The organism is Rhizobium sp. R634, from assembly GCF_002211305.1.
Classification (GTDB): Bacteria; Pseudomonadota; Alphaproteobacteria; order Rhizobiales; family Rhizobiaceae; genus Rhizobium.
In genome coordinates this window covers 819,206-837,954 of the sequence record NZ_LOKW01000001.1, presented here as the reverse complement: position 1 = coordinate 837,954, position 18,749 = coordinate 819,206, and the positions used below count along the sequence as shown (strand labels likewise).

Here is an 18,749-nt window from a genome sequence, read left to right as displayed (position 1 = left end):
CAGCACGGAAATGAGGAGAGGTCAACTGACCGCCAGGCTGTAATCGTTCAAAATGGGGAGGAGACCCATCATGAAGAGCGCGACCGTCAGCGCATTGACGCTGAGCACTATCTTATTTTCAGCATCCGCCATTTTTGCCCAGGAACTTGCCACCAAAGACCGGATCGGCCTTGCCGATGCGGCCAAGATCCTCGTCGTCCGCCTGACCAACGACAGCCCGAACAATTCCGATCCCACCATCGCCGAGGGCTATCAGAAGCTGTTCGTCGAGTTCATCAAGAAGCATCCCGAGTGGAAACTGCAGATGCAGTTCATGTCCTCCGACATCGGCACCGAGCAGGCCAAGATGCTGGAGCAGGCCAAGGCCGGCAACGCACCGGATTGCGCCGCCGTCGACTCCTTCGTGCTGTCGCAGTTCATGGTCAACAAGGTGCTGGCCGATTTCACGCCCTACTTCTCCAAGGAAGAAGTGGACGATCTCTTCCCCTTCATCCGCGCCGGCATCACCGACAAGGACCAAACGGTGCGCGCCTGGTGGTGGGATACGGACCTTCGCGTGCTCTACCGCAACAAGTCGATCGTTGCAGATGCGCCCGAGACCTGGGACGACCTGAAGAAGGCCGCCCTTGCCTCCACCAAGGAAGGCATGGAAGGCGTGCTCTTCAATGGCGGACGCTGGGAAGGCACGACCTTCGACTGGCTCGCCAATTACTGGGCGCTCGGCGGCAAGCTTGTCGACGACAGCGGTAAGCCGGTGTTCGGCGAGGGCGAGAACAAGGAAAAATTCCTAAAGGCGCTGAACTACTTCAAGGATCTCGTCGATTCCGGCGCGGCCCCCAAACGCGTCAGCACCATCGCCAATTACGACGACATGAACGCGGCGGCGGCAGCCGGCACGACCGCCCTCTTCATCGGCGGCAACTGGCAATATGCGCAGCTGAAGACGACGCTGGAGGAAAACGAGTTCAAGAACTGGACCTTCTCGCCGATCCCCGGCCCGACGGCCGATCAGCGCTCGACGGGCACCGGCGGCTGGACCATCGCTTCCTTCAGCAAGGACAAGGACAAGGTCGAGATGTGCGCCAACCTCGCCCGCGAGGTCTATATGGGCCCGGCCAACGCGCTGCAGCAGCAGCTGCCGACGCGCAAATCGCTGTTCGACAAGTACGAGGTCTTCTCCACCGAAGCCAACAAGACCTTCGCCCAGGCTCTGGTCAACGGCCAGGCTCGCCCCGGCGTGCCGATCTATCCTGAAATATCCAACCAGATCCAAATCATGATGGGCGACGTGCTCTCGGGCACGAAGAAACCGGAAGAAGCCCTCGATGCCGCCTTCAGCGCGGCGATGGAGGCTTACAAGCGGCTGTGATGCTGGCGGCGCAGCTCAGGAGATCGGCGAGAGCAGCCCCTCATCCGGCTGCCGCCACCTTCTCCCCGTTGTGACGGGGAGAAGGAACAAGCCGCAAGCTCTCCGTCCCTTACCAGCGCCTCGCGGGGCACGTCCCCTCTCCCCGTCAGAACGGGGAGAGGGTTAGGGTGAGGGGCAGCGGCGATCTCCAACGCATCAGACAGCGGCGGCGCCTGCCCGTGGGCGTCGCCGGCTTTGCCAAACCCGGACAGAGAAGCCAATGAGCCCCATTGCCATCGAGGCCGACAGCCCGCCTCAAAGCAGAACGTTCATGCGCCGGTTCGCCGGTGCGCCCCTGCCCTGGATCATGCCCGTGATTATCGTCATCGGCATATTCTATCTCTACCCGGTCATCGACGTTTTCCGGCTTTCCTTCACCAATGCGACGCTGATCGGCGACAATCAGGACTATACGCTGGGTTCCATCACCAATGCGCTGAGCTCGCCGCAGCTGCCCGACATTTTATGGGCGACGCTGATCTTCGTCGGCGGCAGCGTTATCGGCCAACAAATTCTCGGCCTTGCGGTGGCCGTCACGGTCATCCGCGGCGAAAAGCGCGGCCTGTTCGGCACGACGATCCTGAGAACGACGGCGCTGGTCGCCTGGGTGGTGCCCGGCATCGCCGGCGGCATCATCTGGCAGATGCTGTTTTCCGAAGCGCCCTACGGCGCGCTGAACAGCATTCTCAGGCTGATGCACATGCCGACCGTCGCCTGGCTTTCCGATCCGGCCATCGCGCCCTGGTCGACGCTGATCTCCAACATCTGGCGCGGCACGGCCTTTTCCATGGTCGTCATGTATGCGGCGCTGAAGGCGATCGATCCCTCGCTTTATGAAGCCGCCGAAGTCGATGGCGCGACCGCCTCGCAGCAGTTCTTCTTCGTCACGCTGCCGCAGCTGCGCGCCGCCATCCTCGTCAACATGATCCTGATCACCATCCAGACGGTGAACACCTTCGATGCGATCATCACGCTGACCGGCGGCGGTCCCGGGCGGGCGACCGAGGTCATCTCGCTCTACGTCTTCAACATCGTCTTCCGAAACTACGATCTCTCAGGCGGCAGCGTGCTCTCCGTGCTGATGCTGATCATCAGCCTCGGGCTCGCCTTCATCTACGCCTCGTTCCTGCCGAAGGAGGAAGAGCAATGAGCCGGCGCACCGGAACACGGCTCGGCGATGCCATGAGCTATCTCTTCATGCTGGCTATGTTCATCTTCTTCGCCGGCCCCCTCACCTATCTCCTGTCGATGGCGATGCGCGACAAGCGCGAGATCTATCGCGGCGCGGCGCGTTATATTCCCAATAATCCAACCATCGACAATTTCATCACCGTTCTCAACAACAGCTATTTCCCGATCTATCTCTGGAACGGCCTGAAGCTCGCAGCACTCAGCGGCTTCGGCGTGCTGATCGTGGCGCTGCCCGCGGCCTATGCCTTTTCCCGCTTCAATTTCCGCGGCAAGGGCCTGTCGATGATGGGCCTGCTGCTTTTCCAGATGATCTCGCCGCTCGTCATCATGGTGCCGCTCTACCGCTACATGAACCGGCTCGGAATGCTCGATACGCATTTTGCCGTCGTCATGGTCTATATCGCGCTCGGTGTTCCGCTGGCGACCTGGCTGTTGAAGAGCACCGTCGACGGCATTCCGCGCAGCCTCGACGAGGCGGCGATGATCGACGGCTGCAACCGGTTCTCGGTCTTCTGGCGGATCATCCTGCCGCTGTCGGCGCCGGGCATCGCCTCGGTCTTCATCATCACCGTCATTGCCGGCTGGTCGCAATTCCTCGTGCCGTTCCTGCTGCTCACCAAAAATGACCTGATGCCGATCGGCGTGGGAATCTTTAACTTCCGCGGCATGCAGACCGACTCGTCCATCCAGCTGCTTGCCGCCGCCTGCCTGATCTCGGTCGTTCCGGCGATCGTGGCCTTCCTGTCGCTTCAGAGGCTGATCCTCGGCGCGATGACCAGCGGCGCGGTGAAGGGATGAGGCCGGTTCTGCCCGTGAGGCGCAAGGAAGGATTGAACGCATGAACCAGATGCCCGGCACGAGGCTCTCCCCGGATCTGACGGGCGCCAATGTCGAAGATGCCGGCGAGCACAACAGGGCCGTCGTCCTGCGCTGCATCCACCGTCAGGCGCCGATCTCGCGCGCCGAAATCGCAAGGCGCACCGGCTTCACCAAACCGGCCATCGCCCGCATCGTCGACCGCCTGCTGGACGAGGGCCTGATCATGGAAGCCCGCCGGCGGCATGGGCTGCGGGGCCAGCCGGCGATCGAGCTCGAAATCAACCCGGACGCCTCTTATGCCATCGGCATCAACATCGACCGCGATCATTTGACGATCCTCGCCGTCGATGCCGTCGGCAATGTGCGCGCCCGCGTGCATCATGAGAAGCGCTTCATCCTGCCTGGTGAGTTCATGCAGCTGACATCGGATGCGATCTCGCATTTCCAGCGCAGCCGGCTGATCGACGATGCCCGCCTTTGCGGCATCGGGCTGGCGGTGCCGGATTGGCTCGGCGAAATCTCGCTGCTCGGCAAGCCCGACGCCTATCAGGAATGGACGGAATTCGATGTGCGCTCAGCCCTCGAGAACCTGACGCAGCACCCCGTCTTCATCGAGAACGAGGCCAATGCCGCAGCCCTTGCCGAGCTCGATTACGGCCTCGGCGCCGAAAGCAGCAGCTTCTTCTATATCGCCGTCAATGCCTGCCCGGGCGGAGGCCTGGTGCTCGACGGCAACGGCCATCGCGGCGCCATGGGCCTCAGCGGCGAGATCGGCTGGTTGCCGATCGCCGACGGCCGCGACGGCAAAGGCCAGAAGGTCCAGCTTCTCGGCGAGATCTTCTCGCTGTTCTTCCTCTATGATTTCCTGGCCAAACACGGCATCGAAGTGAGCGTTCCCCAGGACCTGCTGACGCTCGACGCGCATGGAAGGCGGCTCGTTTCGCAGTGGCTCAAGGAAATGAGCGCGCATCTGGCGGTCGCCGTCAAACATATCGCCATGATCGTCGATCCCGACGCCGTGCTCGTCGGCGGCCGGCTGCCGATCCGCATCGTCGATGAATTGCTGCGTTATGTGCACGAGCATCTCGACGCCGAGGACACCAACCTGCCGTCACTGCATCGCGCCTCGATCGGCGAGGACGCCTCGGCGATCGGCGCGGCGGCGATGCCGATGGCAGCCGCCCTCATGCTCGCATCGGCTGACGTGGCGCAACGCACCCGCTCGCCGCTCAAATTCATGGATCGGCTGAACAGTTGAAACGGCCGCAAGGCCCGGGAGGATATGGTGAAGATCGGCTTCTATACCTCGACATTCAATGACCGCCCGCTGGAGGAAGTGGCGGATTTCGCCGCATCGGCCGGTTTCGATGCGATCGAGATCGATGTCGGCGGCCATATCAAGACACCCGACCGGGTGGCCGACGCCGTCGCGCTGGCGAGAAGCCGCGGCCTCTTCGTCTCCTCTCTCACCTATTTCGGCAACCAGCTCGATGCCGACCGCGACAGGCGCCGGGAGCTCCGGGCAAGGACGGCGGAGTTCGCCCAGGCGATCGGCGAGACCGGCGTACCGATCTTCGTGATCTTTCCGGGCCGGGACGACAGCGCCAGCGACGAGGCCAATTATGACGATTTCGCCGACTTCGCGAACGGTCTGATCGCCGAGACGCAATCCTCCGGCCTCACGTTTGCGATCGAAAACTGGCCGGGACCGAAAGACAATTTCATCGGCACGACGCCGAAGGGATGGCAGGCGCTTTTCGCCAGAATCCCGGATCGCCGCTTCGGGCTCGAATTCGATCCCTCGCACCTCATCCGCATCGGCGTCGATCCCTATCACGCGATGGAGGCGGTGAAGGATCGCATTGCCATTCTGCATGCCAAGGATACCGCGATCGATCGCCAGGCGCTGCAGGCGATCGGCTATCACGGCAAGGGCTGGTGGCAATACAAGCTGCCGGGGCTCGGCCTTCTCGACTGGCCGCGGTTCCTCCGCCAGGCCCGCGGCTACGGCTTCGACGGCACGCTGTCGATCGAGCACGAGGATGCCGCCTATGGCTGGCCGGGCAAGGATCTCCATGCGCGCAAGGAGGGCGAACGCCTCGGCCTCGATTATCTCAAAAGCGTCTTGAACGGACTTTGACGGCGAATTCTGGAGGAGTTTCATGGCCCATGTTTCGGTCAACAATGCACGCAAGGATTACGGCGCCTTCAAAGCCATCAAAGGCGTGTCGGTCGATATCGGCGACGGCGAATTCGTCGTGCTGGTCGGCCCCTCCGGCTGCGGGAAATCGACGCTGCTCCGGATGATCGCTGGCCTCGAAGACATCACCTCGGGCAAGATCCAGATCGGCAAGCACATCGTCAACGAGTTGGCGCCGAAGGATCGCGACATCGCCATGGTGTTCCAGAACTACGCGCTCTATCCGCATATGACGGTCGCCAAGAACATGGGCTTCTCGCTGCGGCTGAAGCGCATGCCGAGGTCGGAGATCGACCACCGGGTCGGCAATGCCGCCAAGATCCTCGGTCTCGAAAATCTCCTGGAGCGCTATCCGAAGCAGCTTTCAGGCGGCCAGCGGCAGCGCGTCGCCATGGGCCGCGCGATCGTGCGCGATCCCGCCGTCTTCCTGTTCGACGAACCCTTGTCGAACCTTGACGCCAAGCTGCGCGTGCAGATGCGCTCGGAGATCAAGGAGCTGCATCAGCGCTTGCAGACGACCACCATCTACGTCACCCACGACCAGATCGAGGCCATGACAATGGCCGACAAGATCGTCGTGATGAAGGACGGGCTGATCGAACAGTCCGGCTCGCCGCTCGAGCTTTACGACCGGCCGAGCAACCTCTTCGTGGCCGGCTTCATCGGCTCGCCGGCGATGAATTTCATCAAGGGCAGCATGACGGAGGGCGGCTTCCGCACTGAGGATGGCCTGCTGCTGCCGAGCGAGCGCCGCCCGCGCGACGCGGTCATCTACGGCATCCGTCCCGAGCATATCAGCCTCGACCCCGACGGCATCGAGGTGACGACCATCGTCGTGGAGCCGACCGGCTCGGAAACGCTGGTCCTCGTCCGGCTGGGAGGGCAGACACTCACCTGCGTCTTCCGCGAGCGGATCAGGGCCGCCCCCGGCGATGTCTTGAAGATCGCGCCGATCCACGATGCCGTGCACCTCTTCGGCGCGGACGAGCAGCGCATTACCACAGGCGAAGCGCCGTTGAGTTAAGCCCGCCGAATGCCCCCTCCCCTTCGGCCGGGCGCCGCCGGGGGCGCTTTATCAGCGCCCCCGGCCCAAACTCCCCGGCCTTCCAGCCATCATGCAGCACCGACCAAGTGCTTGAACGCGCGGCCAAAAGGTTAATATGCGTTAACCTTAAAATTCTTGGCCGGTATCGGAGAATCGCGGATAATAACGGTTAGAGGGGCTTTTGATCCCGAAAATCGTTATCCAAGAGATTGCCGCCGATGAACGCTAATTTGAATGCCTTGAAGGCAGCACCACTGCATTTCGAGGATCAGATTCTCGAACATGGCGACGTGATATCGAAGAAGCTGCATCTGCTCAGCGTGCAGCGTTTTCCGCCCAATGCGAAGAAAACGCTGCGCAGCTTCTCGCTGGCGGAGGTCGCCAATTATGTCGGCGCGTCGCAGAGCACGCTGAAGAAGCTGCATCTCGAAGGCAAAGGCCCCTGCCCCAGGACCTCGCCTTCCGGGCGGCGCTCTTACAGTGCCGAGCAGATGCTGGAGCTGAGGCGCTATCTCGATGCGCATGGCCGCTCCGAGAGCCGCATGTATGTGCCCCATCGCCGCGGAAACGAGAAGCTGCAGGTCATCGCCGTCGTCAACTTCAAGGGCGGCTCGGGCAAGACGACAACGGCTGCCCATCTTGCCCAGCATCTGGCGCTGACCGGCCACCGCGTGCTCGCCGTCGATCTCGATCCGCAGGCCTCGCTCTCCTCCCTGCACGGCTTCCAGCCGGAATTCGACCAGGCCTCCTCGCTCTACGAGGCGATCCGCTACGACGGCGAGAAGAAGAAGCTCTCGGAAATCATCCACCAGACCAATTTTCCTGGCCTCGATATCGTGCCGGCCAATCTCGACCTGCAGGAATACGAATACGATACGCCGCTCGCCATGGCCGATAAATCGAGCAATGACGGCAAGACCTTCTTCACCCGCATCTCGCGCGCGCTCGCCGAGGTCGACGACCGCTACGACGTCGTCGTCATCGATTGTCCGCCGCAGCTCGGCTATCTCACGCTGACGGCGCTGACGGCGGCGACCAGCGTCTTGATCACCATCCATCCGCAGATGCTCGACGTCATGTCGATGGGCCAGTTCCTGCTGATGCTCGGCGGCATCCTGAAGCCGATCCGCGCGGCCGGCGCCGAGGTGAACCTCTCCTGGTACCGCTATCTCATCACCCGCTATGAGCCGACCGACGTGCCGCAGGCGCAGATGGTCGGCTTCATGTCGACCATGTTCCACGAATTCATGCTGAAGAACCAGATGGTCAAATCGACGGCGATCTCGGATGCCGGCATCACCAAGCAGACGCTTTACGAGGTCGAGCGTTCCTCGATGAACCGGGGAACCTATGATCGGGCGATCGAGGCGATGGACGCCGTCAATGCCGAGATCGCCGGCCTCATTCACCAGGCATGGGGACGGTGAATTTGTCGGCTGACAAATTCACGGTTTCCTTCAACCGAATCAATTGTTTGACCGCAATCGGAGAAAGTCATGGCACGAAAGAATCTCCTTGAGGGGCTGGCCGAAATGCCTGACGAGGGCGCCGGCGCGCCGAACTATCCGATGCGTGGGGCAGGCCGCTCGCTCGTCCGCTCGCTGGATGAGCTGGCCAAGCAGGCGGAAAAATTCCTCGAGGGCGAGGCGGTGGTCGATCTCGACCCTGACACCGTCGAGGTCTCCTTCGTCAAGGACCGGCTGTCCGAGGATGACGAGGCGTTCCGCGCACTGGTCGAGGCGATCCGCGCACGCGGACAGGACACGCCCATCCTGGTGCGTCCCCATGGGACGATCGACGGACGTTATCAGGTGGTCTTCGGCCACCGGCGCCTCCGCGCCGCCCGCGAGCTCGGCCGCAATGTCCGCGCCGTCGTCAAGGCGATCGACGACCGCACCCATGTCATCGCCCAGGGGCAGGAAAATTCGGCCCGCGCAGACCTTACCTTCATCGAGCGGGCACTCTTTGCCCGGCGGCTGGAAGAGCTTGGCTACGACCGGGAAGTGATCTCGACGGCGCTCGCCGCCAATGCGGCTTCGGTTTCGAAGATGATGTCCGTCATGGAGCGGCTGCCGCAAGAGGTCGTCCAGGCGATCGGCCCGGCCCCCGGCGTCGGCCGCGAGCGCTGGGTGGAACTGTCGCTGCTCGCCGGCAAAACGGCCAATGCCGCAAGCGTCGCCAAGGTCCTCGAAGGCGACAACTTTCATCAGTTACCTTCCGACAAACGTTTCGAAGCGCTTTATGCGGCGCTGAACAAAAGCGCGCGGCCGGTGAAGAAGACCACCGCCGCCAGGAAGGTGACATGGCAGCCGCTTGATAAGGCGGTGCAGGCGGAAATGAAAAATGACGGCAAGGCGTTCTCGCTCTCGCTGAAGGCGAAAAATGCCGGCCGCTTCGGTGAATTTCTCTCCGGCAGGCTGGATGCGCTCTATGAGCAATTCCTCGCCGAGGAGGGCAAACAAGGAGACTGAAACCGCAAAAGAAAAAGGCCCCCAAACGAACGAGTCGTGGAAGCCCTTCTCACATCCTTAAGCAAGACAGAGAATCGCATTTTCACGAATCCCCGTCAAGAGTCCTGAAGCGGCCCCCGCGTCTTTTCAGATGCGGCAATGACGCTGCAGTGCCCTCAACCTTCGCATCGTTTCGGTGAGCGGATTTCTTTTGCCTGAATAGAGGTGAAGGAAATGGAGAGTGAATCTGTGACGACGCCCTTCGGGCGGCGGCCGATGTCGCTTGCCCTGCTGCTGAAACAGCGGCGCGGCGAAGCGATGGCGGCCGGAACGACGCGCAACAAATGGAAATTGTTCCGATCGGTTTGCGAGGCGCGGGCAGGGCTCGGCGTGACCGACCGGGCGCTCACCGTGCTTGATGCGCTGCTGAGCTTCTATCCCGAGGACGAGCTCTCCAGCGAAAAGGGGCTGGTGGTCTTTCCCTCCAATACGCAGCTTTCGCTCCGGGCACGCGGCATGGCCGCCGCCACGCTACGCCGGCATCTCGCCGTGCTCGTCGAAGCCGGCCTCATCTCCCGCAAGGACAGCCCGAACGGCAAGCGTTACGTCCGCCGCGGCAGGGCAGGCGGCATCGACGAGGCCTACGGCTTCATCCTCGCCCCGCTGCTCGCGCGCGCCACCGAGATCGAAGCGATGGCGGCCGGGATCGCCGCCGACCGGCAGATGCTGCGGGCAACGAAGGAACGGCTGACGATCTGCCGGCGCGACATCACCAAGCTCATCGCCGCAGCCGTCGAAGAAGCCGTTCCCGGCGAGTGGGAGCGGGTTTCCTGCCTGTTTCACGCGCTGCTGGAGCGCATTCCGAAGGCGGCAACGCTCGAAAATCTCCCGCCGCTCCTCGAAGAGCTGGAGACACTGCGCCTCGCCATCATCAACACATTGGAATCGCATGAGAAAATGCAAATGGCGAGCACCAGTGAATCTCAGTTTGAGCGCCACATACAGAATTCTCACCCAGAATCCCTATCTGAATCTGAACCGGGCTTGGAAACGGAGCAGGAGGAGAGGCGGGACGATCAGCCAAAGGCAGGGCTGGAAAGCCATGACCAGGGCAGGCGAGGGGATGGCGGGCAGGGATGGCGGGCTGTTCGGACGGATGCCGGGAAACTGAAATCCTTCCCACTCGGCACGGTGTTGCAGGCCTGCCCCGATATCATCGATTACGGTCCGGGCGGGGCGATCGGCAGCTGGCGGGATCTGATGACGGCGGCGGCCACCGTGCGCACGATGCTGCGCGTCGGCGCGGCTGCCTATGAGGACGCCTGTGCAGTGATGGGGCCGGAAAATGCCGCCACCGTCATGGCCTGCATCCTGCAAAGGGGAGGGTGCATCACCTCCGCCGGCGGCTATCTCAGGGATCTCACGCGGCGCGCCGGACGCGGCGAATTCGCGCTCGGGCCGATGCTGATGGCGCTCTTGCGGGCGCAGGATCCGCCTCTCGGCAAGGCTAGCTGACGGGGCTCTTCCTGCCGCGCAGGAGGGCGGCGCGGATCTGTTCGTTCTTGCTGAGCACCGGCGGGGGAACCGGCGCCGGCTCGGGCGCCTCGGCCTTGGCGCTCTGCTTGAGGCTGAGGAAGCGCTTCTGCGCGACCAGCCGGTCTTCGACGGACAAGGCTTCGACCGGCTCGCCATCGATGTTGTGGCGCATGGAATCCGGCTGGGCGCTGGCGAAATAATAGCGCCGGCAATGGACATAGGCGGCGGTCGCGCGCCGGAGCGTCGTCACCCCGGCCTTGGGCTTCAACAGCGGGCGAAGCTCGTTGAACAGGCCGACGGCGAAGGGAAGGACGGGATCGCCGGGCTTGGCCGGAAGCACGCCGACCGGCCGGATCAACATGCCGTTGATCGCGTTGGCCTTCTCCACGTCGAGCTCCGTCGCCGCAATCGGCCCGCGGCTAATCTTCCAGGGTTTGTCCATGCATCCTCCATAACGGCCGACTGTGATGGTATCTTGACGGACTGGCCAATAGCGCCGCGGCTCGCACATTGCCAGCCCGCGGCAAGCTTCCATTTCCGGGCGGATATAGGTTCGCACCAAGCGATCTGCCATCCATATAATCGTTTTTATCGCGGAATGTGCATTGACCTCCGGCATCGATTACACTTCTTATCCGCGCCCAAGAAGAATGACCGGCCGCGGGGAGGATATATGCGGGTTTTCTCGAGCATTGAAGAGCTGCGCCACACGCTCGATGCGCTGAAGCGGCAGGGGCGCACCGTCGGGCTCGTGCCGACCATGGGCTATCTCCATGCCGGGCATATGCAGCTCGTCACGCGCGCTCGGGCCGAAAACGACATCGTCGTCGTTTCGATCTTCGTCAATCCGCTGCAGTTCGGCCCGGCCGAAGACCTCGCCAAATATCCGCGCGATCTCGAGCGCGACGGCGCCATGCTCAAGCAGGCGGGCGTCAATTTCCTCTTCGCACCCGGCGTCGAGGACATGTATCCGCGCCCGATGAAGACGGTGGTCGACGTTCCCGATCTCGGCCGCGAGCTCGAAGGCGCGGTCCGGCCCGGCCATTTCGCCGGTGTCGCCACCGTCGTTTCCAAGCTCTTCAACATCGTCCAGCCGCAGACCGCCTATTTCGGCGAGAAGGATTACCAGCAGGTCGTCATCATCAAGCGCATGGTGGAGGATCTCGCCGTGCCGGTGCGGGTGATCGCCGTGCCGACGGTGCGCGACAGCGACGGCCTCGCCCTGTCGTCGCGCAATGTCTATCTCAGCCCCGACGAACGGCGCGCGGCGGTGATCGTCCCTCAGACGCTCGACGAGGCCGAGCGCCTGGTCGCCGAGGGTCTCACCGATGCCGGGGAACTCGAGAAAAAGCTCACCGCCTTCATCGGCCGCGAGCCCCTGGCGAAGGCTGAAGTCGTTGCCGTCAGGGATGCCTCGACGCTCGCGCCGGTCGCTTCGATCGAAGACCCCGTCGTCGCGGCGCTCTTCGTCAGCATCGGCACGACGCGGCTACTCGACAACAGAGTGATCCGCAGCCGCGTGCCGGGAGACAATAAGATCGTCCGGGACAATCGCATGACCGGCCAGCCGGGAAAGGGAGTGACGAAATGAGCGCCACCGGAACCCAGAAGCGCCTGACGCCTGTGGGCATCGCGGCCATGAAGGGCGGCAAGCCGATCGTCTGCCTCACAGCCTATACGACGCCGATGGCCCGCCTTCTCGACGAGCATTGCGACCTGCTGCTGGTCGGGGATTCGCTCGGCATGGTGCTCTATGGCATGGAGACCACGATCGGCGTCACGCTCGACATGATGATCGCCCATGGCAAGGCGGTCATGCGCGGCGTCGCCAACGCCTGCGTCGTCGTCGACATGCCCTTCGGCAGCTACCAGGAATCCAAGGAGATCGCCTTCCGCAACGCCGTGCGCATCATGCAGGAAACCGGTTGCGACGCCGTCAAGCTGGAGGGCGGCGAAGAGATGGCCGAGACCATCGCCTTCCTCACCAAGCGGGGCATTCCGGTGCTCGGCCATATCGGCCTGATGCCGCAGCTCGTCCATACCGCCGGCGGCTATCGCTCCGTCGGCCATTCCGAACACGAGACCTCGAAGATCCGCCGCGACGCCCACGCGATCGGCGGCTCGGGCGCCTTCGCCGTCGTCGTCGAGGGCACGGTCGAGCCGCTCGCCCGCGAGGTGAGCGCAGGCATTCACATACCCACCATCGGCATCGGCGCCTCTTCCGCCTGCGACGGCCAGATCCTGGTCTCGGACGACATTCTCGGCCTCTTCAACGATTTCAAGCCGCGTTTCGTCAAGCGCTACGACGAGCTCGGCAAGCGGGTCGCGGATGCCGCCGCCGCCTATGCCGAAGAGGTGCGCTCGCGAAAATTCCCGGCCGCCGAACACACGTTCAAGCGCCGCTCGTAAGGCGAGAGCGCCCGCGCTTCACATGCGCGGCATATCCACAATGAGCGTTGGCTGTCCGATTCGCGTTGGAAAATTTCCCCTGCCGCTCCCAGGCGGCAGCGCGTTTCCCTGTCGTTAAGGTTGCCGCCATAGCGCTGTTCGAAACCAAAGAGAGATCTTGATTTCGAGCCGATGCCCATGTCCCCTCGCTTGCCCCTGCTTTCCCGCCTGATCGAAAATCGCGACGGCGCCGTCGCCATCATCGTCATCCTGGCCGCCGTGCCCATGCTTCTCGCGGTCGGCGCATCGATCGATTACATCAGGGCCTATAACAGCAGGACGGAGCTGCAATCGGCCGCGGACTCGGCGGTGCTCGCGGCGGCCGCGAAATACACGTCCGGCATGCCGGAGGCGAAGATCTCCAAGACCATCAACGCCTTCCTCTCGGCCAACGGCGAGTTCGAAACCGCCTTCGCCGGCAAGCCCGAGGTGGCAAGCGACGAGTCGGAACTCTGTGTCGACGTCACGGACGCCGTGCCCACCACCTTCATGAAACTCGCCAATATCCAGTCCGTCCCGATCGGCATCCGCTCCTGCGCGGCCCTGCCGGGGGTGAAGCAGCTGGAGATCGCGCTCGTTCTCGACGTGTCGAGCTCGATGATCGAGGAGAACCGCTTCACGCCGATGCAGACCGCGGTCGCAGGCTTTCTCCAGGCCTTCTCGTCCAATTCGTCGCTGGTCGACAAGACCAAGATCTCGATCGTGCCCTTTTCCAGCCGCGTCAATTTCGGCCTCGCCAACACCGGCTGGCTCAAATCCTATAATGGCGCGGCCGCCGTTCCCAAACGCTGGACCGATCCCCAATCCGTCTATAGCTCCAGCTACAAGCTCTCCTACTGGATCGACGGCGTCACGCCCGTCATGTCCACCACCAAGAATTATTACTGGATGGGCTGCATCGAGCCGCGCGCCGATGTCGAGGTCCGCGATGACGGCGCGATCGGCGATTACGGCATGAGCGACGCATCGCCCGAGACCGCCGCCTTCGTCGCCATGGACGCCAATCCGAAATCGGGAACGAGCTTCTGCCCGCCCCCGGTCACGCCGCTGACCGGGGACTTCGCCTATCTGAAAAAGGCCGTCGCCAGCCTGACCTCCGAAGGCTCCACCCGGCTGGATGCGGGCGTGGTCGCCGGATGGTACACGCTGTCGCCGAAATGGCAGGGTGTGTGGGGAGACCAATCCTCGCCCGCGCCGGTCTCCGATTCCGTGCACAAGGTCATGGTGTTCATGACCGATGGCGAAATGAACACGAAATATAACCCGAACGACAAGTTCGACTGGATCTGCTCGCAAACCCAATCCTCGGCCTGCAACACCTTCGCCACCTCGGCGATGCTGACCGCATGCACGGCGATCAAGAAGAGCGGCATCGAAATCTATACGCTTTCCTACAGCGCCGATGCCGACGTGGTGAACATCCGCAACTGCGCCACCAACACCGCACATTTCTTCACCGCATCGCCGGCGACGATCAAGACGGTCTACCAGACGATCGCGGCGGCCATTCGCGGGGATACGTTGCGGCTGACGCAGTAATTGCCGAGGCGGCTCGTTGCGGCCCAAGACCCCGCCCCAACCCCTCCCCACAAGGGGGAGGGGCTTAACCTGCGGCCTCGGTGGAGACCAGACGGAGAGGCCTTATTCGCTGCGACCGTTCAGCCGATTGGTATGGTGGAGGCTACGTGAAACGGTGCGGCATGTTAGTCCCTCCCCCTTGTGGGGAGGGGTTGGGGAGGGGTCTGGGCACCCACCAGCAACCTATCCATCACCCCCCGGCATACTGCCCTCGCATCGCCTCCGCCGAGCGGCGGACCGCCTCGGCGACCTCCTGCAGCTGCTTGGCCAGCGGCGTGGAATTGCGCCAGACCATGCCGATGGTTCGCGAGGGTTGCGGAGAGGGGAAGCGGGAGATCGAGACATGGGCCGAGCGGGTTTCGACGGGAACGGCCATCTCCGGGATCAGGGTGACGCCGATGCCGGCGCCGACCATCTGGACGAGGGTGGAGAGCGAGCTGCCTTCCATGATCTCACGCGGGCGGGCGGGCCCGACCTTGCAGAAGGACAGGGCCTGATCGCGAAAGCAGTGGCCCTCTTCGAGCAGCAGCAGCCGCATTTCGCGCAGCGCCTCGCGCTCGGGCACCGGTTTGCCGCCGTCCTCGTGCCGCCGCACCAGCACGAACTCCTCCTTGAACAGTTCGAGCTCGGTCAGCGAGGGTTCCGACACGGGCAGCGCGACGATCGCCATATCGAGCTGGCCCTGCGCCAGCTCCTGGACCAGCTTGCCCGTTTGCGTCTCGCGCACCTCGATCTGAATCCCCGCGAAGCTTTTGTTGAGATCGTTTATAATCGCCGGCAACAGATAGGGCGCGATCGTCGGGATGATGCCGATGCGCAGGCGCGTCAGGAAACTGTCGCGCGAGGCGCGGGCAAACTCGCCGAGTTCATCGACGGCGCGCAGGATATCGCGGACGCGCAGCGCAAAGGTCTGGCCGAAGGGGGTGAGCTTCACCTCGCGGGCGCTGCGCTCGAAGAGCTCGCTGCCCAACTCCTGCTCAAGTTCTTTGATCTGCATGGAGAGCGCCGGCTGGGAAATGGCGCAGGCATCGGCGGCACGGCGAAATCGGCCGTCCCTTGCCAAAGCTTCAAAATAACGCAGCTGTTTCAGGGTAAGATTTTTCATAAGCCCAGCTTATCGCAGCAATCAGTAAATCCAACTTAAAATTATTGAACGCTTCCGATATGAAGACAGCAAGGGAGAGAGTGGGGCGCCAGCTCGGCTCATCTTTTTGAACCGCCGACAGATCAAGCAATGAAGGAGACGATCATGGACAACCCCACTGACACCGCAGGCAAATGTCCTGTGGCCCATGGCAACACGCCGCGCGGCCATTCCAACCGCGACTGGTGGCCGAACCAGCTGAACGTGCAGATTCTTCATCACAATTCCGGCCGCGCCGATCCGATGGGCAAGGATTTCGACTATGCCGAGGAGTTCAAGAAGCTCGATCTCGACGCGCTGAAGAAGGATCTCACCGCGCTGATGACCGATTCGCAGGAGTGGTGGCCGGCCGACTTCGGCCATTACGGCGGCCTCTTCATCCGCATGGCCTGGCACAGCGCCGGCACCTACCGCATCACCGACGGGCGCGGCGGCGCCGGCCAGGGTCAGCAGCGTTTCGCGCCGCTCAACAGCTGGCCTGACAATGCCAACCTCGACAAGGCCCGCCGCCTGCTCTGGCCGATCAAGCAAAAATACGGCAACAGCATCTCCTGGGCCGACCTGCTGATCCTCACCGGCAACGTCGCCTTGGAATCCATGGGCTTCAAGACCTTCGGCTTCGCCGGCGGCCGCGCCGACGTCTGGGAGCCGGAAGAGCTCTACTGGGGTCCTGAAGGCACCTGGCTCGGCGACGAGCGCTACAGCGGCGAACGCCAGCTCGCCGAGCCGCTCGGCGCCGTGCAGATGGGCCTCATCTACGTCAACCCGGAGGGCCCCGCCGGCAATTCCGATCCGCTCGCTTCGGCGCGCGACATCCGCGAAACCTTCGCCCGCATGGCGATGAACGACGAAGAGACCGTGGCGCTGATCGCCGGCGGCCACACCTTCGGCAAGACCCATGGGGCGGGCGACCCGTCCTTCATCGGCGCCGAGCCGGAAGGCGGCGCGATCGAGGACCAGGGCCTCGGCTGGAAGAGCTCGTTCGGCACCGGCGTCGGCAAGGACGCGATCACCGCCGGCCTCGAAGTCACTTGGTCGCAGACGCCCACCAAGTGGAGCAACTACTTCTTCGAAAACCTGTTCGCCTACGAATGGGAGCTGACGAAGAGCCCGGCCGGCGCGAAGCAATGGCAGGCCAAGAACGCCGAAGCCTCCATTCCGGATGCCTTCGACGCCGGCAAGAAGCATCTGCCGACCATGCTGACCAGCGACCTGGCGCTGCGTTTCGATCCGATCTACGAGAAGATCTCGCGCCGCTTCCTGGAAAATCCCGCCGAGTTCGCCGACGCTTTCGCCCGCGCCTGGTTCAAGCTGACCCACCGCGACATGGGTCCGAAGGTGCGCTACCTCGGCCCCGAGGTTCCGGCCGAAGACCTGATCTGGCAGGACGTGATCCCGGCCGTCGACCATCCCCTCGTCGACGACAAGGACATTGCCGAGCTGAAGGCCCGGGTTCTCGCCACCGGTCTTTCCGTGCAGGAGCTGGTTTCGACCGCCTGGGCATCCGCCTCGACCTTCCGCGGCTCCGACAAGCGCGGCGGCGCCAATGGCGCACGCATCCGCCTTGCCCCGCAGAAGGACTGGGACGCCAACCAGCCGGCCCAGCTCGCCAAGGTGCTCGGCGTCCTCGAAAGCCTCCAGCAGGACTTCAACGCCGCCCAGACCGGCGGTAAGAAGATCTCGCTCGCCGACCTGATCGTGCTCGCCGGTGCAGCCGGCGTCGAGAAGGCTGCGGCCGCCGGCGGCACCACCGTGAGCGTGCCCTTCACGCCGGGCCGCATGGATGCTTCCGAAGCCCAGACGGATGCGCATTCCTTCGCAGCGCTCGAGCCGCGCATCGACGGCTTCCGCAACTATGTGAACGGCAAGCGCCTGCAGTTCATGAAGCCGGAAGAAGCGCTCGTCGACCGCGCCCAGCTGCTGACCCTGACCGGACCCGAAATGACCGTCCTCGTCGGCGGCCTGCGCGTCCTCAAGGCCGGCCAGCCGGAACACGGCGTCTTCACCGCCCGTCCCGAGACGCTGACGAACGACTTCTTCGTCAACCTGCTCGACATGGCCACCCAGTGGGTTCCGGCCGCCGGCAAGGAAGGCGTCTATGAAGGCCGCGACCGCAAGACGGGCGCCGCCAAGTGGACCGGCACGCGCGTCGACCTGATCTTCGGCTCGCACTCGCAGCTGCGCGCCTTCGCCGAAGTCTACGGCCAGGCCGACGCCAAGGAGAAGTTCGTCAAGGACTTCGTCGCCGCCTGGAACAAGGTCATGAACGCCGACAGATTCGATCTCGTCTGATCGGTTCAGTGAGTTTTGCCCGGGCGCGGCTTCGGCCGCGCCCGGGTTTTTTTATGCGAATCCCCCGGGGTGGGCTACGACCGCTCGGCCTTTCAATTCTCTACGCGCCTGATGGTTGATCGGGCGCGGGCACCACCTCTCCTTCCCTCATCCCTGTGCTCGTCACGGGGATCCAGCGCGCCCAAGTCCTTGGGCGCAGGAAACTCCCTTGTTTTCAAAAGGGTCATTCACCGCGCGGATGCGCGGTGGCTGGATTCCTGTGACAAGCACAGGAATGACGGAGGAGAGGTGGTGCTTCCGACCTCAATAACCAGCTTCCGAGTGACTGGTGAGGAGTGTGGGGTTGGCCTCCGGCCACTTTTCCGCAGCCGTTTCATTTTCACTAGCGTCTCATTTTCACTCGGCGGCATCCTCGGCCTTGTGCCGAGGATCTGCTGCCCTATCGACCGGAGGCAGATACTCGGGACAAGCCCGAGTATGACGGAAGAGGAGGCAGCCATCTCTCCCGCGCCAAAGCGTCCCGACGCTACCGCCCAACCATCTAGTCCTCAACGCGCGTTATTCTTAAATGGGCAGGCACTACCTCTCCTCCCTCATCCCTGTGCTCGTCACAGGGATCCAGCGCGCCCAAGTCCTTG

General features: G+C 63.3%; 15 protein-coding genes. 13 read left to right on the top strand and 2 right to left on the bottom strand.

The features are described from left to right. Nucleotides 1-70: 70 nt before the first annotated feature. From ATY77_RS03765 to repC, 9 genes are all read left to right on the top strand, one after another. Nucleotides 71-1,369 (top strand): extracellular solute-binding protein, encoded by a 1,299-nt coding sequence (locus tag ATY77_RS03765; protein WP_088686131.1) that lies wholly within the window; start codon nt 71-73, stop codon nt 1,367-1,369. A 259-nt stretch (nt 1,370-1,628) separates the two neighbouring features. Then, nucleotides 1,629-2,558 carry a sugar ABC transporter permease gene (locus ATY77_RS03760; protein WP_088686130.1) on the top strand — a complete coding sequence of 310 codons (930 nt, stop codon included), beginning with the start codon at nt 1,629-1,631 and terminating at the stop codon, nt 2,556-2,558. Further along, nucleotides 2,555-3,397, top strand: coding sequence for a carbohydrate ABC transporter permease (locus tag ATY77_RS03755; RefSeq protein ID WP_088676004.1), 843 nt, complete (start codon nt 2,555-2,557; stop codon nt 3,395-3,397). Before ATY77_RS03760 ends, ATY77_RS03755 begins: the two co-directional genes overlap by 4 nt. Before the next feature lie 40 nt (nt 3,398-3,437). Then, nucleotides 3,438-4,676, top strand: a complete 1,239-nt coding sequence (locus ATY77_RS03750) for an ROK family transcriptional regulator (protein ID WP_088676003.1) — start codon at nt 3,438-3,440, stop codon at nt 4,674-4,676. A gap of 27 nt (nt 4,677-4,703) precedes the next feature. After that, nucleotides 4,704-5,558, top strand: coding sequence for a sugar phosphate isomerase/epimerase (locus ATY77_RS03745; RefSeq protein WP_088686257.1), 855 nt, complete (start codon nt 4,704-4,706; stop codon nt 5,556-5,558). 22 nt (nt 5,559-5,580) lie between these two features. Further along, entirely contained in the window at nt 5,581-6,642 is a 1,062-nt protein-coding gene (ugpC, locus tag ATY77_RS03740; protein ID WP_088686129.1) for a sn-glycerol-3-phosphate ABC transporter ATP-binding protein UgpC, read from the top strand. Nucleotides 6,643-6,881: 239 nt separating this feature from the next. Then, on the top strand, nt 6,882-8,090 hold the full coding sequence (repA, locus tag ATY77_RS03735) for a plasmid partitioning protein RepA (RefSeq protein ID WP_088686128.1): 1,209 nt from the start codon (nt 6,882-6,884) through the stop codon (nt 8,088-8,090). 69 nt (nt 8,091-8,159) lie between these two features. Beyond that, nucleotides 8,160-9,134, top strand: coding sequence for a plasmid partitioning protein RepB (repB, locus tag ATY77_RS03730; protein ID WP_088686127.1), 975 nt, complete (start codon nt 8,160-8,162; stop codon nt 9,132-9,134). A gap of 213 nt (nt 9,135-9,347) precedes the next feature. Then, entirely contained in the window at nt 9,348-10,628 is a 1,281-nt protein-coding gene (gene repC / locus ATY77_RS03725) for a plasmid replication protein RepC (protein WP_088686126.1), read from the top strand. Here the strand turns inward: repC and ATY77_RS03720 are convergent. Then, nucleotides 10,621-11,091, bottom strand: a complete 471-nt coding sequence (locus tag ATY77_RS03720; RefSeq protein ID WP_088686125.1) for a ProQ/FINO family protein — start codon at nt 11,089-11,091, stop codon at nt 10,621-10,623. The genes repC and ATY77_RS03720 overlap by 8 nt on opposite strands. A 231-nt stretch (nt 11,092-11,322) precedes the next feature. Between ATY77_RS03720 and panC the strand changes: the two genes are divergently transcribed. The 3 genes from panC to ATY77_RS03705 all read left to right on the top strand — a co-directional run bounded on the left by panC (nt 11,323) and on the right by ATY77_RS03705 (nt 14,636). Beyond that, the gene (panC, locus tag ATY77_RS03715; protein ID WP_088686124.1) at nt 11,323-12,240 is read left to right on the top strand and encodes a pantoate--beta-alanine ligase; all 918 of its coding nucleotides are present in this window, start codon (nt 11,323-11,325) and stop codon (nt 12,238-12,240) included. Then, entirely contained in the window at nt 12,237-13,058 is an 822-nt protein-coding gene (panB, locus tag ATY77_RS03710) for a 3-methyl-2-oxobutanoate hydroxymethyltransferase (RefSeq protein WP_088686123.1), read from the top strand. The genes panC and panB overlap by 4 nt, the downstream gene beginning before the upstream one ends. A gap of 177 nt (nt 13,059-13,235) precedes the next feature. Next, nucleotides 13,236-14,636 carry a VWA domain-containing protein gene (locus ATY77_RS03705; RefSeq protein WP_245314279.1) on the top strand — a complete coding sequence of 467 codons (1,401 nt, stop codon included), beginning with the start codon at nt 13,236-13,238 and terminating at the stop codon, nt 14,634-14,636. A 229-nt stretch (nt 14,637-14,865) separates the two neighbouring features. Here the strand turns inward: ATY77_RS03705 and ATY77_RS03700 are convergent, their stop codons facing one another. Beyond that, nucleotides 14,866-15,780 carry a hydrogen peroxide-inducible genes activator gene (locus ATY77_RS03700; RefSeq protein ID WP_088686121.1) on the bottom strand — a complete coding sequence of 305 codons (915 nt, stop codon included), beginning with the start codon at nt 15,778-15,780 and terminating at the stop codon, nt 14,866-14,868. Between the two features lie 144 nt (nt 15,781-15,924). Here ATY77_RS03700 and katG point away from each other — a divergent pair, with 144 nt between their 5' ends. Beyond that, the gene (gene katG / locus ATY77_RS03695; protein ID WP_088686256.1) at nt 15,925-18,111 is read left to right on the top strand and encodes a catalase/peroxidase HPI; all 2,187 of its coding nucleotides are present in this window, start codon (nt 15,925-15,927) and stop codon (nt 18,109-18,111) included. Nucleotides 18,112-18,749: the final 638 nt, after the last annotated feature.